The sequence below is a fragment of the Streptomyces sp. NBC_00443 genome (genome assembly GCF_036014175.1).
GTDB lineage: Bacteria > Actinomycetota > Actinomycetes > Streptomycetales > Streptomycetaceae > Streptomyces.
This window is the reverse complement of the sequence record NZ_CP107917.1, coordinates 1,289,808-1,304,059: the sequence shown is the minus strand read 5'-3', so window position 1 is coordinate 1,304,059 and position 14,252 is coordinate 1,289,808. Positions and strand designations below refer to the sequence as shown.

14 protein-coding genes are annotated in these 14,252 nt (G+C 70.7%); 7 read left to right on the top strand and 7 right to left on the bottom strand.

The genetic code is table 11. The features are described from left to right. Positions 1–54 precede the first annotated feature (54 nt). From OHO27_RS05920 to OHO27_RS05910, 3 genes are all read left to right on the top strand, one after another. Entirely contained in the window at positions 55–1,071 is a 1,017-nt protein-coding gene (locus tag OHO27_RS05920; protein ID WP_328420970.1) for a multicopper oxidase domain-containing protein, read from the top strand. A 14-nt stretch (positions 1,072–1,085) separates the two neighbouring features. Next, positions 1,086–2,009, top strand: a complete 924-nt coding sequence (locus OHO27_RS05915; protein WP_328420968.1) for an ornithine cyclodeaminase family protein — start codon at positions 1,086–1,088, stop codon at positions 2,007–2,009. A gap of 125 nt (positions 2,010–2,134) precedes the next feature. After that, positions 2,135–3,169 carry a LacI family DNA-binding transcriptional regulator gene (locus OHO27_RS05910; RefSeq protein ID WP_328420966.1) on the top strand — a complete coding sequence of 345 codons (1,035 nt, stop codon included), beginning with the start codon at positions 2,135–2,137 and terminating at the stop codon, positions 3,167–3,169. Positions 3,170–3,182: 13 nt separating this feature from the next. Here OHO27_RS05910 and OHO27_RS05905 read toward each other — a convergent pair whose 3' ends face one another. Further along, a complete protein-coding gene (locus tag OHO27_RS05905; RefSeq protein ID WP_328430361.1) occupies positions 3,183–3,974 on the bottom strand; it encodes a VOC family protein in 792 nt (263 codons plus the stop codon). Positions 3,975–4,245: 271 nt separating this feature from the next. Here OHO27_RS05905 and OHO27_RS05900 point away from each other — a divergent pair, with 271 nt between their 5' ends. Next, complete coding sequence (locus OHO27_RS05900; protein ID WP_328420964.1) at positions 4,246–4,509, top strand: WhiB family transcriptional regulator; 264 nt, start codon at positions 4,246–4,248, stop codon at positions 4,507–4,509. A 40-nt stretch (positions 4,510–4,549) separates the two neighbouring features. Here OHO27_RS05900 and OHO27_RS05895 read toward each other — a convergent pair whose 3' ends face one another. The 5 genes from OHO27_RS05895 to OHO27_RS05875 form a co-directional block, all read right to left on the bottom strand. Next, positions 4,550–5,524, bottom strand: a complete 975-nt coding sequence (locus OHO27_RS05895) for an acyl-ACP desaturase (RefSeq protein WP_328420962.1) — start codon at positions 5,522–5,524, stop codon at positions 4,550–4,552. 219 nt (positions 5,525–5,743) lie between these two features. Next, entirely contained in the window at positions 5,744–6,520 is a 777-nt protein-coding gene (gene ddaH / locus OHO27_RS05890) for a dimethylargininase (protein ID WP_328420960.1), read from the bottom strand. Positions 6,521–6,621: 101 nt separating this feature from the next. Further along, on the bottom strand, positions 6,622–8,922 hold the full coding sequence (locus OHO27_RS05885; RefSeq protein ID WP_328430360.1) for an excinuclease ABC subunit UvrA: 2,301 nt from the start codon (positions 8,920–8,922) through the stop codon (positions 6,622–6,624). Between the two features lie 22 nt (positions 8,923–8,944). Then, entirely contained in the window at positions 8,945–10,570 is a 1,626-nt protein-coding gene (locus OHO27_RS05880; protein ID WP_328420958.1) for an ABC-F family ATP-binding cassette domain-containing protein, read from the bottom strand. Between the two features lie 314 nt (positions 10,571–10,884). Next, the gene (locus tag OHO27_RS05875; protein ID WP_328420957.1) at positions 10,885–11,301 is read right to left on the bottom strand and encodes an SsgA family sporulation/cell division regulator; all 417 of its coding nucleotides are present in this window, start codon (positions 11,299–11,301) and stop codon (positions 10,885–10,887) included. A 260-nt stretch (positions 11,302–11,561) separates the two neighbouring features. On the opposite strand from OHO27_RS05875, the gene OHO27_RS05870 reads away from it, so the two are divergent. Together OHO27_RS05870 and OHO27_RS05865 are read left to right on the top strand one after the other, a co-directional pair. Then, entirely contained in the window at positions 11,562–12,665 is a 1,104-nt protein-coding gene (locus OHO27_RS05870) for a WD40/YVTN/BNR-like repeat-containing protein (protein WP_328420956.1), read from the top strand. A 49-nt stretch (positions 12,666–12,714) separates the two neighbouring features. Continuing rightward, the gene (locus tag OHO27_RS05865) at positions 12,715–13,041 is read left to right on the top strand and encodes a plasmid stabilization protein (RefSeq protein ID WP_328420955.1); all 327 of its coding nucleotides are present in this window, start codon (positions 12,715–12,717) and stop codon (positions 13,039–13,041) included. A gap of 3 nt (positions 13,042–13,044) precedes the next feature. On the opposite strand, the gene OHO27_RS05860 is transcribed toward OHO27_RS05865, so the two are convergent. After that, a complete protein-coding gene (locus OHO27_RS05860) occupies positions 13,045–13,341 on the bottom strand; it encodes a YciI family protein (protein ID WP_328420954.1) in 297 nt (98 codons plus the stop codon). A gap of 62 nt (positions 13,342–13,403) precedes the next feature. On the opposite strand from OHO27_RS05860, the gene OHO27_RS05855 reads away from it, so the two are divergent. Further along, positions 13,404–14,102: an endonuclease V gene (locus OHO27_RS05855; RefSeq protein WP_328420953.1), complete on the top strand. Its 699-nt coding sequence runs from the start codon at positions 13,404–13,406 to the stop codon at positions 14,100–14,102. Positions 14,103–14,252 lie beyond the last annotated feature (150 nt).

Sequence of the window (14,252 nt, the reverse complement as noted above, 5' to 3'; positions counted from 1 at the left end):
TACCGTCTCAGCGGTTCACCCCCGTAATTTCCGTAACGCCGTGGGGAGTTCGGCATGAGCGAAGGCAGCTTCACCAGACGTGGCTTCGACAGGCGCACCTTCAACAGACGCGTCCTGCTCGGTGGCGCGACCGTCGCGACATCGTTGTCGCTCGGGCAGGTGCCCGAGGCCGCGAGCGCCGACGCGCCGGCGAAGACCGCCCCGGCCGGCGGCGAGGTCAGGCACCTCAAGCTGTACGCCGAGAAACTCGCCGACGGGCAGATGGGCTACGGCTTCGAGAAGGGCAAGGCGACCATCCCGGGCCCGCTGATCGAGCTCAACGAGGGCGACACCGCGCACATCGAGTTCGAGAACACGATGGACGTGCCGGTGAGCCTGCACGTCCACGGCCTCGACTACGAGATCACCAGCGACGGCACGAAGCTCAACAAGAGCGACGTGGAGCCCGGCGGCACCCGTACCTACACCTGGCGCACCCACGCCCCCGGCCGCCGCAAGGACGGCACCTGGCGGGCGGGCAGCGCCGGTTACTGGCACTACCACGACCACGTCGTCGGCACCGAGCACGGCACCGGCGGCATCCGCAAGGGCCTCTACGGGCCGGTGATCGTCCGGCGCAAGGGGGACGTCCTGCCCGACGCGACCCACACGATCGTCTTCAACGACATGCTCATCAACAACAAGCCCGCGCACACCGGCCCCGACTTCGAGGCCACGGTGGGCGATCGCGTCGAGTTCGTGATGATCACGCACGGCGAGTACTACCACACCTTCCACATGCACGGTCACCGCTGGGCGGACAACCGCACGGGCATGCTCACCGGCCCGGACGACCCCAGCCAGGTCATCGACAACAAGATCGTGGGCCCGGCGGACTCCTTCGGCTTCCAGGTGATCGCGGGGGAGGGGGTCGGCGCGGGCGCGTGGATGTACCACTGCCATGTGCAGAGCCACTCGGACATGGGGATGGTGGGACTGTTCCTGGTGAAGAAGACGGACGGGACGATCCCGGGATACGACCCGCACGACCACGGTCATGAGCCGGCCTCCGGGTCCGCGCACGAGCACTGACGCATCATGTACGGGTGACACTTGTACTGACGCGTGGTGATCTGGAGTCCGTACTGGAGCCGGGGGCCTGTCTGGCCGCCCTGCGGGAGGGGTTCCGGACCGCGGACGCCGTCCCCGTCGCCGGGCAACGGGTGCGGACCGACCTGCCGTTCCCCGGCACGGCCACCGCGCTGATCCCCGGCCTGCTGCCGGGCATCGAGGCGTACACGGTGAAGGTCAACGCCAAGTTCCCGGGCGCGCAACCGGCGTTGCGCGGAGTGATCTGCCTGCACAGCGGGCAGGACGGCGAGTTGCTGGCGCTGCTGGACTCGGCCACGGTGACGGCGTGGCGTACGGGGCTGGCGGCGGCCTTGGGGACGGATCTCCTCGCCGGACCGGGGCAGGCGGTGGGGGTGATCGGGGCGGGGGCCCAGGCCGAGTTGGTGGTGCGAGGGCTCGCAGCGCTACGGCCTCGCAGCGCCCTGGTCGTCCACGACACGTCCGCCGACCGCGCCGAGGCGTTCGCAGGGCGGCACGGCGGGCGCGTGGCGTCCTCCGCGGCGGAGGTTGCCGCCGCTGCCGACGTCGTCCTGTCGGCCACCTGGTCGAGAAAGCCGCTGCTGCACCTGGCGGACGCCAGAAGAGGACAGCACTTCACGAGCCTGGGAGCCGACGAGCCGGGCAAGGCGGAGCTGGCAGCCGATCTGCTGGAGGCCGCGACGGTCGTGGTCGACGACCGTGAACTCGCGATGACCATGGGCGCCTTGGCCCAGGGCGGGACCGCCGACGCGACGTTGGGCGAGGTGGTGCGGGGTGAACATCCGGGACGCGTGAGCGCCGAGAGCCGTACCGTCTACGCGCCCGTCGGGCTGCCCTGGCAGGACCTGGCGTTGAGCTGGCTGGCGTATCGGGCGGCGCGGCGGGAGGGTCTCGGGCGGCGGGTGGATCTGCTGGCGTGAGTGCCTCGTGAGCGCCTCGTGGGTGCCAGGGGGTTCGACGAGCAATCTCGGTCCTCCGAGAGCGCTCTCACCTCCGCCTCCACCACGGCTATCCTGATCGGCAACCGCCGACGAGGAGCCCCGCAGTGACCGAAACCGCCCCACGTCCCACCCTGGAGGCCGTGGCCGCCCGGGCCGGGGTCTCGCGGGCCACCGTGTCCCGGGTCGTCAACGGCGGGGACGGGGTCCGGGAGCCGCTCGTGGAGCGGGTCCGCGCGGCGGTGGAGGAACTCGGGTACGTGCCCAACCAGGCCGCCCGCAGTCTCGTCACCCGGCGCCATGACGCCATTGCCGTCGTCGTCGCCGAACCCGAGACGCGTGTCTTCGCCGACCCCTTCTTCGCGCTGCAACTGCGCGGCATCAGCAAGGAGCTGACGGCCCACGACAACCAGTTGGTGCTGCTCCTCACCGAGGGCCGCGACGACCACGCCCGCGTCGGCCGCTACCTCGCCGGCGGCCATGTCGACGGGGCGCTCGTCTTCTCGCTGCACCTCGACGACCCGCTGCCCGTGCTGATCCAGCATGCCGGGGTCCCGACCGTGTTCGGCGGACGGCCCGGGTGGAGCGGCGACCAGCGTGGCGTGGTGTACGTCGACAGCGACAACCGTGGCGGCGCCCGTGACGCCGTACGGCATCTCGTCGGCCTCGGCCGCACCCGCGTCGCACACATCGCCGGGGCCCTCGACCAGACGTCGGCGGTGGACCGGCTCGACGGATACCGGGATGTCATGGTCGACGCCGATCCACGGCTGATCGCCGAGGGCGACTTCACACCGGCCGGCGGCGAACGGGCGATGCGCGAACTGCTCGAACGCTGCCCCGACCTGGACGCCGTGTTCGCCGCGAACGACCTCACCGCTGCCGGTGCGCTGCGGGTGCTGCGCGAGTCCGGGCGACGGGTGCCGGACGATGTCGCCGTGGTCGGGTTCGACGACATGCTGCCGATGGCCGACCAGACCGAACCGCCGCTCACGACGGTCCGTCAGGACATCGAGGAGATGGGCCGGCTGATGGCTCGGCTGCTGCTGCGCGGCCTCGACCGCCGCACCGGTGAGCAGGTGGGAGGCACGCCGTCCAGCGTCGTCCTGCCGACGACGCTGGTCCGGCGCGCATCCGCCTAGGAGTCGCGCGGACTCAGCTCGGCACCGGTGCGCTCTTGATGACCGCGAAGCGGGCGCCGTAGGGGTCGGTGAGCTTGGCGATACGGCCGACGTCCGGCAGGTCCGTGGCGGGCATGCGGACCGCGCCGCCCAGCTCCTGCGCCTTGGCGACCGTGGCGTCCGTGTCGGTGACCTCGAAGTACGGCAGCCAGTACGCCGGGCCGTCCGCCTCCGCCGGGTCGTCGGCCTTGTCGACGACCCCGCCGAACATGGCGTCCTCCCCTTGGCCCGCGGGGCTGAACGTCGTGTAGGTGCCGCCGTAGAAGTCGAGGGCGAAGGTCTCCATGCCGAGCGTGGTGTTGTAGAAGCCCGCCGCGGCCGGTACGTCCGTGGTGTACAGCTCCAGCCAGCACAGCGTCCCGGGCTCGTTCATGACGTCGAGGCCCTTGTTCGTTCCCGGCTGCCAGAGGCCGAAGCCCACGCCGGCCTTGTCGGCGAGGATGGCCATGCGGCCCATGTCCAGCACGTCCATGGGCTGCACCAGCACCGCGCCGTGCGCCTGCTCGGCCGCTTTGGCCGTGGCGTCCGCGTCCGGTGTCTGGAAGTACACCGTCCAGGACGGCGGGCCTTGCTCCTCGGTGGTCTGCATGCCGCCGGCCGTCGTCCTGTCGTCGAGCTGGAAGAGGCCGTAGCCGCCGGTCTCGGGCCCGCCCGGCTGGAACCGCCAGCCGAACAGGCCGCCGTAGAAGGAACTGGCGCCCTCGATGTCGGGGGTGCCGACGTCGATCCAGTTCGGCGCTCCGGTGACATAACGGGTGGTGAGCATCATCGCCCTCCTCGGAAGGGTCCCGTTGTCTGCTCTGCCGAGTCTTGCACCGCCCACTGACAATCGCCGCCGGAGTGCGGGCGTCGTTTCGGGCGACCCCAGCCGCTCCCGCGGGTGACCAGTACGATCTCTGGGTTTTCACCCGTTTCCGCGCGCGCCGCCGTGCGTCGCCGCGTGCGGAGGGAGACCATCGAGTCGGCCGGGGGCCCTGCGGCGCGGCGTTGATCCCGCGTTGATCGAACGTTTTTCGCCGCCCGGCACGATCCTGCGCATGCTCATCGACACGATCACAACGATCACCTCGCCCGACCTGGACTGGCAGCAGGAGGCGTTGTGCGCGCAGACCGGGGCGGACTTCTTCTTCCCCGAGCCGGGCAGCTCCGTACGCGAGGCGAAGCGGATCTGCGGCATGTGCCCGATCCGCTCCGCCTGCCTGGAGTGGGCCCTCGACAACGACGAACGCTTCGGCGTCTGGGGCGGCCTCTCGGAGAAGGAACGCCTGGAACTCAGGCGTACGTCACGCCGCGCGGGGTGATCCTGCGCGCCGATGTGGCGGCGGCTCCAGTCGGGTCCCGTCAGGCCCCGGCGCGAGCCGCCATGCGGGCCTTGCGGGCCGCCAGCTTCTCGTCGAACTTCAGGGCCTCCGCGTCCAGGCCGCTCATGTAGAGGCCCAGCTCCTCCTGGGCCTTCTGGCCCTCGGGGCCGAGGCCGTCGATCTCCATGATCTTCAGGAAGCGGAGGACGGGCTGCAGGACGTCGTCGTGGTGGATACGCATGTTGTAGACCTCGCCGATGGCCATCTGCGCGGCGGCGCGCTCGAAGCCGGGGATGCCGTGGCCGGGCATGCGGAAGTCCACGACCACGTCCCGCACCGCCTGCATCGTCAGGTCCGGCGCGAGTTCGAACGCGGCCTTCAGCAGGTTCCGGTAGAAGATCATGTGGAGGTTCTCGTCGGTCGCGATGCGCGCCAGCATCCGGTCGCAGACCGGGTCACCCGACTGGTGGCCGGTGTTGCGGTGCGAGATGCGGGTCGCGAGCTCCTGGAAGGCGACGTAGGCGACCGAGTGCAGCATCGAGTGCCGGTTGTCCGACTCGAAGCCCTCGCTCATGTGCGACATCCGGAACTGCTCCAGCTGGTCCGGGTCCACCGCGCGCGAGGTGAGCAGGTAGTCGCGCATCACGATGCCGTGGCGCCCCTCCTCGGCGGTCCAGCGGTGCACCCAGGTCCCCCAGGCGCCGTCGCGGCCGAAGAGCGAGGCGATCTCGTGGTGGTAGCTGGGGAGGTTGTCCTCGGTGAGGAGGTTCACGACCAGGGCGATGCGGCCGATCTCGGTGACCTTGGACTGCTCCTTCTCCCAGGCCTCGCCGTCCTCGAAGAGGCCGGGGAAGTTGCGGCCGTCGGTCCACGGCACGTACTCGTGCGGCATCCAGTCCTTGGCGACCTTCAGATGCCGGTTGAGTTCGTTCTCGACAACTTCCTCCAACGCGTACAGCAGGCGGGCGTCGGTCCAGACGGCGGGGCTGCCAAGGTGAGGGGAAGCGATCGTCACGGGAACTCCAGGGGGACGCACAACACAGGAATGAGTGACCGGCGAGCGGCTGCCGGGAACCTACGGAATCGTAGGCTACGAAACCGTAGGTTACGTAGCCGTAGGTTAAGGGCGACGTAAAGACCGCTGATCAGCCCCGTTCCGTTGAGATTTCACGGGTGTGCGAAACGCCCCGGGCCCCGCAGGTCCCGGGGCTGAACGAGTGCAGCACTCGGTCGGTCAGGCGTACAGATCCCGCATCCGTACCGAGAGACATGTCACACATCCTTCGAGCTTCTCGAACTCGCCGATATCGACCAGAACGGGCTCGTGGCCGAGGTCGGCGAGCAGTTCCGCCGTCTTCGGCGCACTGGCGGCCATCAGCAGTTTCTCGCCGCCGAGCAGCACCACATGCGCCCCGGACTCCTCAGGCACCGGCAGGAAGCGGGGGAAGAGGGACGGGGCGTCCAACTGGGGGATGCGGCCCAGAATCGTTCCGTCGGGCAGCGCCGTGATCGCCGACTTCAGGTGCAGCACCTTGCTCACCGGCACCGCGACGACCCGCGCCCCCAGCGGCTCGAACGCGGCCCGCAGCTGCTGCACGCCGCCCGCGTCGGTACGGCCGCCCCGGCCGACGTAGATCGTGTCGCCGACCTTCAGCACGTCGCCGCCGTCCAGCGTGCCCGGCTCCCAGATCCAGTTCACGGAGCAGCCGAGCGAGGCCACGGCCTCCTCGACGCCGAGGGTCTCGTCGCGCCGGGACTCGGCACCGGGCCGGGTGATCAGCGCGACGTTCTTGTACATGACGACGGTGTCCTCGACGAACACCGAGTCGGGGCAGTCGTCGGCCGGGTCCACCTCGACGGTCTCCCAGCCGTGCGTGCGCAGGGCCTCTACGTACGCCTCCCACTGCTCGACCGCGAGATCGAGGTCGACCTTCTCGCGCTCGATGTGCGTGACCAGCCCTTCGGTGAGGCGTGGGCTCGGGCGGCGGACGAGGGCCTTCTTGCTGGGCACGACGGGATCTCCGGATCGATGGCAGGGTTCGGCGCCCCCTGATGCATGGGGCACCGATCCGCCATGATGCAGGCCCCTGTGCCCGCACAAAACCCCTGCGGTCAGGCTGTGGCCCTCCTGAGATGCTCCGCGGTGAAGGACCCGTGGGTTTTGAGGAGCTGCTGCGGGGCTCCCTCGAAGATCACCCGGCCCCCGTCCCGGCCCCCGTCCGGACCCAGGTCGATGATCCAGTCGGCGTGCGCCACGACATCCAGGTTGTGCTCGACGACCACCACCGTGTTGCCCGTGTCGACCAGCCGGTCCAGCAGGCCGAGCAGCCCGTCGACGTCCGACATGTGCAGTCCGGTCGTCGGCTCGTCGAGGACGTACACCGCTCCGGTGCTGTCCTTGTTGCGTCGCCTCCGGGGCGCTCCAGCCTCCGGCTCCTTGTGCAGCCGCGTCGCCAGCTTGATGCGCTGCCGCTCGCCACCGGAGAGGGTGGAGAGCGGCCGGCCGAGCGTGAGGTACGTCAGCCCCACGTCCCGCAGGGCGCGCAGCCTGCGCCGTACGCCCGAGTCCTGGAAGAACTCCAGCGCTTCGTCGGCCGTCATCCCCAGTACGTCCGCGATGGAGCTGCCGTCGATGGTCAGCCGCAGCACCTCGTCCTTGAAGCGCCGCCCCTCGCAGTCGTGGCACGTCGTCGTCACCGGGTCCATGAAGGCGAGGTCGGTGCAGATGATCCCGCGGCCCTCACAGGTGCCGCACGCGCCGGTCGAGTTGAAGCTGAAGAACCCCGGCTCGGCGCCCGTCCCGCGCGCGAAGATCTTCCGTACCGTGTCCATGATTCCCAGATACGTCGCCGGGGTCGACCGCGCGGAGATCCCGATCGACGACTGGTCCACGACCACGGCGTGGGTGTGCGCCTCGGTGAACTCCGCGACCAGGGTGCTCTTTCCGGACCCGGCGACCCCGGTCACCACGGTGAGCACCCCGGTCGGGAACTCCACCGTCACGTCCCGCAGGTTGTGCCGGCCGGCACCCTTCACCCAGAGCCCACCGTCCGCCGTCCGTACGTCCTCCTTGACCGCGGTACGGCGGCCCAGGCACCGCCCGGTGACCGTGCCCGACCCGGCCAGTTCGCCCGGCGTCCCCTCGAACACGACCTCTCCGCCGCCCGCTCCGGCCGCCGGCCCCATGTCGACGACGTGATCGGCGAGCGCGATGACGTCCCGGTCGTGCTCGACCACCAGCACGGTGTTGCCCTTGTCGCGCAGCCGCAGCAGCAGATCGCCGAGGCGGCCGACGTCACGCGGGTGCAGTCCGACGCTGGGCTCGTCGAAGATGTACGTCATGCCGGTGAGGCTGGAGCCCAGGTGCCGTACGGTCTTCAGGCGCTGCCCCTCGCCGCCGGAGAGCGTGGACGTCTCGCGGTCGAGGCTCAGGTAGCCGAGGCCGATGGCGTCGATGCGTTCGAGGGCGCTGACGGCGGCCCGGGCGATCGGTCCGGCGACCGGGTCGGCGATGTCCTTGAGTACGGCGATCAGGTCGCTGACCTGCATGCGCGCGCACTCGGCGATGTTCATGCCGTTGATCCGGGTCGCGAGCGCCGCCGCGTTCAGGCGGGCCCCGTCGCAGAGGGGGCAGGTGCCCTCGGCCAGGAACTCCCGCACCAGGTCGCGGGTCTTCTGGCTCATCGCCGACAGGTCCCGCTTCAGGTACAGCCGCTCGAAGCGGGTGGCCAGCCCCTCGTAGTCGGTGGTCCAGGTGCCGCCCGTGCCATTCACGGTGACCTTGCTGCCGGGGCGGCCGTGCATCAGGAAATCCCGCTCGGCGGCGGTGAAGCGCTTGACGGGCTTGTGCGGGTCGAGTTCGGCGCTGTTGGTGTACGCCTGTCCCTGCCAGGTGCCCGCCGCGAACGGCGGGAAGCGGACGGCTCCGGCGGTCAGCGAGCGGTCCGGGTCGAGGATGCGGTCCCAGTCCGGCCGTACGGTCCGGCCCAGGCCGTCGCACTCGGGGCACATGCCGGAGGGGTCGTTGAACGAGTACGCGGTCGCCGGCCCGGCGCTCGGGGTGCCGTGCCGGGAGAACAGCACCCGGATCACCGAGTAGATGTCCGTCATCGTGCCGACCGTGGACCGGGAGTGGCCCCCGACCGGCCGCTGGTCGACGACGATCGCGGGCGAGAGGTCCTCCAGTGCCTCGGCGTGCGGCCGCTCGTACTTGGGCAGCCGGTTGCGCACGAACCACGTGAAGGTCTCGTTCAGCTGGCGCTGCGACTCGACCGCGATCGTGTCGAAGACGATCGACGACTTCCCCGATCCCGAAACGCCGGTGAACACGGTCAGCCGGCCTTTCGGGATACGGAGAGCGACGTCCTTGAGGTTGTTCTCCCTCGCTCCGGTGATGGTGATGAAATCGGGCATGAAGTCGGCCATGCAGTCGAAGCTAGGCGGGATACCCGACAGCTTCTGGCGTGATTTCCTTGAGTTCTCCGTCCTCCACCATCAGCCAGCGCGTGATGCCGATCGACTCCAGGAACGGCAGGTCGTGACTGGCCACGATCAGCGCCCCCTCGTACGACTCCAGGGCCGAGGTGAGCTGCCGAACGCTCGCCATGTCCAGGTTGTTCGTCGGCTCGTCCAGCATCAGCAGCTGGGGTGCGGGCTCGGCGAGCATCAGGGCGGCCAGTGCCGCCCGGAAGCGTTCGCCGCCGGACAGCGTCGCCGCCTTCTGGTCGGCCCGGGCGCCCCGGAACAGGAAGCGGGCCAGCCGCGCCCGGACCCGGTTGTTGGTGGCGCCCGGCGCGAACCGGGCCACGTTCTCGGCGACGCTCAGCTCCCCGTCCAGCACATCGAGCCGCTGCGGCAGGAACCGCAGGGGCACATGGGCCTGCACCTCGCCGGAGACGGGCTCCAGCTCCCCGGCGATCGTCCGCAGCAGCGTCGTCTTGCCCGAGCCGTTGCGCCCGATCAGGGCGATCCGCTCCGGTCCGCGCAGATCGAAGCCACCGGCGACGCGCGCGCCGTACGCGAGCTCCAGGTCCATCAGCGTGAGGACGGTGCGGCCCGGCGGTACGGCCGTGTACGGCAGGTCGACGCGGATCTCGTCGTCGTCCCGTACGGCGTCCACCGCGTCGTCGAGCCGCTCCTTCGCCTCGGCGAGCCTCTCCTCGTGCATGATGCGGTGCTTGCCGGCGGACTCCTGCGCCGCCCGCTTGCGCGCCCCCATGACGATCTTCGGCTCACGCTTCTGGTCCCACATCTTCTGTCCGTACCGCTTTCGCCGGGCCAGCTTGACTTGGGCGTCGACCAGTTCGCGCTTCTGCTTCTTCAGGTCGGCCTCGGCGACCCGCAGCATGCGCTCGGCCGCCTCCTGCTCGACGGCGAGCGCCTCCTCGTACGCCGAGTAGTTGCCGCCGAACCAGGTGACCTCGCCGGAGCGCAGATCGGCGATCTGGTCGACCAGGTCGAGGAGTTCGCGGTCGTGGCTGACCACCACCATGACCCCGGGCCAGGACGCGACAGCCGCGTACAGCCGCCTGCGCGCGTACAGGTCGAGGTTGTTGGTGGGCTCGTCCAGCAGCAGGACGTCCGGGCGCCGCAGCAGCAGCGCGGCCAGGCGCAGCAGCACCGACTCGCCGCCCGACACCTCGCCGATCGTGCGGTCCAACTCGACGTGTCCGAGCCCGAGTTCGCCGAGGGTGGCGAGGGCGCGCTCCTCGACGTCCCAGTCGTCGCCGACGGTCTCGAAGTGCTTCTCGGCCACGTCGCCCGCTTCGATGGCGTGCAGTGCGGCCCGCCGGTCCGCGATACCGAGGGCCTCGTCGACCTTCAGGCCGGTGTCGAGGGTGACGCTCTGCGGGAGGTAGCCGACCTCGCCCGCGACGCGTACGGCGCCGTCGGCCGGGGTGAGCTCACCGGCGATCAGCTTCAACAGGGTTGACTTCCCTGACCCGTTGATGCCGACGAGCCCGGTCCGGCCGGGGCCGAACGCGACGTCGAGGCCCTCGAAGACGGGGGTGCCGTCGGGCCAGGTGAAGGAAAGGGACGTACAGGTGATGGAAGTAGACATGCGGGCCTCCGCGGATGCTCGAAGCGATCAAGGGCAAACGCGTTTCGAGACACCGGCGACCGGCGGGGAGGCCTCGGGAGGGTATGAGAAAAGCCCTGTTCCGGAGGACGGCTCGAATGCCGAGGTCGCACGCAGCGCACACACACTTCAGGTGTGTGACGCGGTGTCTCAGGACCTCAGACGAGCAACGTCCTTCTCCAATCGACGGCAACAGGACCGTTGTAAACGGTAGGAGGGGACTGGGAGGGTGTCAACGCAATTAACGCGCCGCAGGCCAGGCGGCGCGTTCGGAGTGGTACGCCCGGGGGTGCGCCTCAGCAGGCGTCCCGCATCAGCTCCGCCAGGTCGTGGTCCAGATCCAGCTGGAGGTGCTCCAGGCCGAGCGGCACCAGTTCGCTCGTGGACTGCAGGAATTGACGTATCTCGCCGGAGCGGATGTGCACGACGGCGGTGCCCTCGGGGGCGTGGAACTCCAGGACCGTACGGTCGTAGCCGTACGGCCGCACGCGGACGTCGCCGTGGCCCTCGGGTGCCTCCAGGCCGGCCAGGAGCAGCTCGCGGCTGAAGGTCCAGCAGACCTCCACGCCCTCCAGGGTGGCCGGGGCCGGGAACGTCATGCGCACGGCGAACGGGTCGCTGCGGTCGTAGTGAAGGGTGGCCGGAATGCTCGGCATCCGCGGCGCGGCGGCGACGAGACGGGCCTCGACGGGCTGCTCGATTACGGTGGACAACGCCTTGCTCCCTTGTGACGGCTGGACGAACATCCGGGCGGACGAGACGGGCACTGGTAGAGACGACGGAATCAGCCAATCCGTGCACACGAATGGCGAGTGACCTCCGTCACCGCCTTCATGCGCGGGAGTGGTGCGTTCGCCCTGCAGTGCCGGGAAAGTCACCTGTGGTCGGTGCCGTCGTCTGCTCTCGTCCGCGGTCTGTGAGGTGGACGTGGCCATCTGGACGGCGCCGTGGCGGTCGGCTAGCTTCGCCCGCCATGAGGCGTTCGGGGAGCACGCGACGGGTTGGCCATACATTTCGGACAGTGGCCGCGGGGGTGGCCTGCGGGGCGGCGCTCGCCGCGCTGACGGCCGTACCGGCACAGGCGCACGGGCCGCAGAGCCGGGCGCCGCACTGGGAAGCCAAGGACAGCGGTACGCCCGAGGTGCGTTTCCGGGGGCTGTCCGCCGTCAGCCGTACCACCGCGTGGCTGGCCGGAACCGGGGGCACCGTTCTGCGCACCACCGACGGCGGCGCGAGCTGGCGGAACGTCTCGCCGCCGGGCGCTGCCGAGCTGCAGTTCCGGGACGTCGAGGCGTTCGACGCGCGCCGCGCGGTGGTGCTGGCCATCGGGGAGGGCGAGGCGTCCCGCGTGTACCGCACGGACGACGGCGGCGCGACCTGGACCGAGTCCTTCCGCAACACCGACGCGCGGGCGTTCTACGACTGCATGACGTTCTTCGACCGCCGCCACGGCCTGGCCATGAGCGACCCGGTCGACGGCAGGTTCCGCATCCTGTCGACCAGCGACGGCGGCCGTTCCTGGAAGGTGCTGCCCAGTGCCGGCATGCCCGCGGCGCAGGAGGGCGAGGCCGGCTTCGCGGCGAGTGGGCAGTGCCTGGTCAGCTCCGGGCCGAAGGACGTCTGGCTGGCCACCGGCGGGGCCGCACGCGCGCGTGTGCTGCACTCCCGCGACCGGGGTCTGACCTGGACGGCCGCCGACTCGCCGATCCCGGCGGGCGATCCGGCCCGCGGCGTCTTCGCCCTCGCTTTCCGCGACCGCACGCACGGCCTCGCGGTCGGCGGCGACTACCGCCCCGATCAGGCCTCCCCGCAGGCCGCCGCCCGCACCGGCGACGGGGGCGCCGGTTGGCAGCCCGCCGCGCTGCCGGTGCAGGCCTACCGCTCCGGCGTGGCCTGGCTCCCGCACAGCCGCAAGGCCGCCCTCGCGGTCGGCCCCTCCGGCACCGACCTGACGACCGACGGCGGGCGCACCTGGCGGACCGTCGACACCGGGTCGTACGACACCGTGGACTGCACGCCGGACCGGGGGTGCTGGGCGGCGGGGGAGAAGGGCCGGGTCGCGCGGCTGGAGAGCTGACGGCGAATTGTGGGTACTCGGGCGCGGACTGCGAGAGGAGTGACCCGACATGCCACGCGGTTCGAGCCCCAAGCGGGAACGCCAGTACGAGCACATCAAGGAGAGCGCCCAGGACCGGGGCGAGAGTACCGGGCGAGCCGAGGAGATCGCGGCGCGGACGGTGAACAAGGAGCGCGCCCGGTCCGGCGAGTCGAAGACCGCCAGCCGCACGTCCACCCAGGACATGTCCTCCGGCAAGCGGGGCGGTCAGCGGTCGGGCAAGGGCTCTCAGGGGCCCACCTACGACCAGCTCTACGAGGAGGCCAAGCAGCGCAACATCCGCGGCCGTTCGGACATGAACAAGACCCAGCTCAAGCAGGCGCTGGGCAACAAGTGAGGCTCAGTCCGGCGTCTCGCGGGACCGCTCGAGCTCCGGCGCCGTCTTGGTCGCGCAGAACTCGGTGATGCGGTAGGCGCAGACCCCGGCCGCGACGAACGGGTCGGTCGCGGCGATCTCCTCGACAAGGGCCCGGTCCCCCGCGACGGCGAGGATCACCCCGCCGTCGCGGGGGTTCTTGTGCCCGGACGCCAGGAAGTGGCCCCTCGCGTACTGCTCGTCGAGCCACGCCACATGTGCCTCCAGCACGGCGTCGACGGCCTCGATCGGGGCGGTGTACGTCAGCTCCAGCACGAACATGATCGCGAGCCTACCTCTGGGCCCACGGCGGCCGGGCCCCTCGCCGTACGCTCGTGCCCACCATGACGACCGTACGCATCCCCGCGGGCTGGCCCGCGACCGAGGAAGAGGCCCGTGCCGTCCAGGACGAGCTGCGCGAAAGGGTGGTGCTCGACGAGACCGGGCCACCGCCCGGATCCGGGCATGTGACCGGCGTCGACGTGGCCTACGACGACGAGCGGGACGTGGTCGCTGCAGCGGCCGTCGTGCTCGACGCCGCGACTCTGGAGGTCGTCGCCGAGGCCACGGCCGTCGGCCGGATCTCCTTCCCGTACGTCCCCGGCCTGCTCGCCTTCCGCGAGATCCCGACCGTGCTGGCCGCCCTCGACGCCCTGCCCCGCCCGCCCGGCCTGGTCGTCTGCGACGGCTACGGCCTCGCCCACCCCCGCCGCTTCGGCCTCGCCAGCCACCTCGGCGTCCTCACCGGCCTGCCCACGATCGGCGTCGCCAAGAACCCGTTCACCTTCACCTACGACGACCCTGCCCCCACGCGCGGATCGTCCGCACCCCTCCTGGCAGGCGCCGAGGAGGTGGGCCGAGCCCTCCGCACCCGTGACACCGTCAAGCCGGTCTTCGTCTCGGCGGGCCACCGCGTAACCCTCCCCAACGCCTGCGCCCACACCCTCGCACTGACCCCCGAGTACCGCTTGCCGGAGACGACGCGCAGGGCGGACGGATTGTGCCGGCGGGCGTTGAGGGAGGCGACCGGTACGGGGGCTTAGGGCAAGGGGAGGGGTGGCGCCCGGGGGCGCCCGAGCCCCCCACCCGCAGGGGCATAGCCTCCCAACGCCGGTCCAGGCATTCCAGCCCGTCTGGGGGTGCCCCCTCTGGGGGAGTTTGAGGACGAGGCCCGTTCAGGGCCGACGCGGCGG

Excerpts from the sequence above, each read along its gene's own strand:
- OHO27_RS05920 (WP_328420970.1), top strand. The coding sequence starts at position 55 with ATGAGCGAAGGCAGCTTCACCAGACGTGGCTTCGACAGGCGCACCTTC.
- OHO27_RS05905 (WP_328430361.1), bottom strand. The coding sequence starts at position 3,974 with ATGCTCACCACCCGTTATGTCACCGGAGCGCCGAACTGGATCGACGTC.
- OHO27_RS05900 (WP_328420964.1), top strand. The coding sequence starts at position 4,246 with ATGCTCATCGACACGATCACAACGATCACCTCGCCCGACCTGGACTGG.
- OHO27_RS05885 (WP_328430360.1), bottom strand. The coding sequence starts at position 8,922 with ATGCCCGATTTCATCACCATCACCGGAGCGAGGGAGAACAACCTCAAG.
- OHO27_RS05880 (WP_328420958.1), bottom strand. The coding sequence starts at position 10,570 with ATGTCTACTTCCATCACCTGTACGTCCCTTTCCTTCACCTGGCCCGAC.
- OHO27_RS05870 (WP_328420956.1), top strand. The coding sequence starts at position 11,562 with ATGAGGCGTTCGGGGAGCACGCGACGGGTTGGCCATACATTTCGGACA.
- OHO27_RS05865 (WP_328420955.1), top strand. The coding sequence starts at position 12,715 with ATGCCACGCGGTTCGAGCCCCAAGCGGGAACGCCAGTACGAGCACATC.
- OHO27_RS05860 (WP_328420954.1), bottom strand. The coding sequence starts at position 13,341 with ATGTTCGTGCTGGAGCTGACGTACACCGCCCCGATCGAGGCCGTCGAC.
- OHO27_RS05855 (WP_328420953.1), top strand. The coding sequence starts at position 13,404 with ATGACGACCGTACGCATCCCCGCGGGCTGGCCCGCGACCGAGGAAGAG.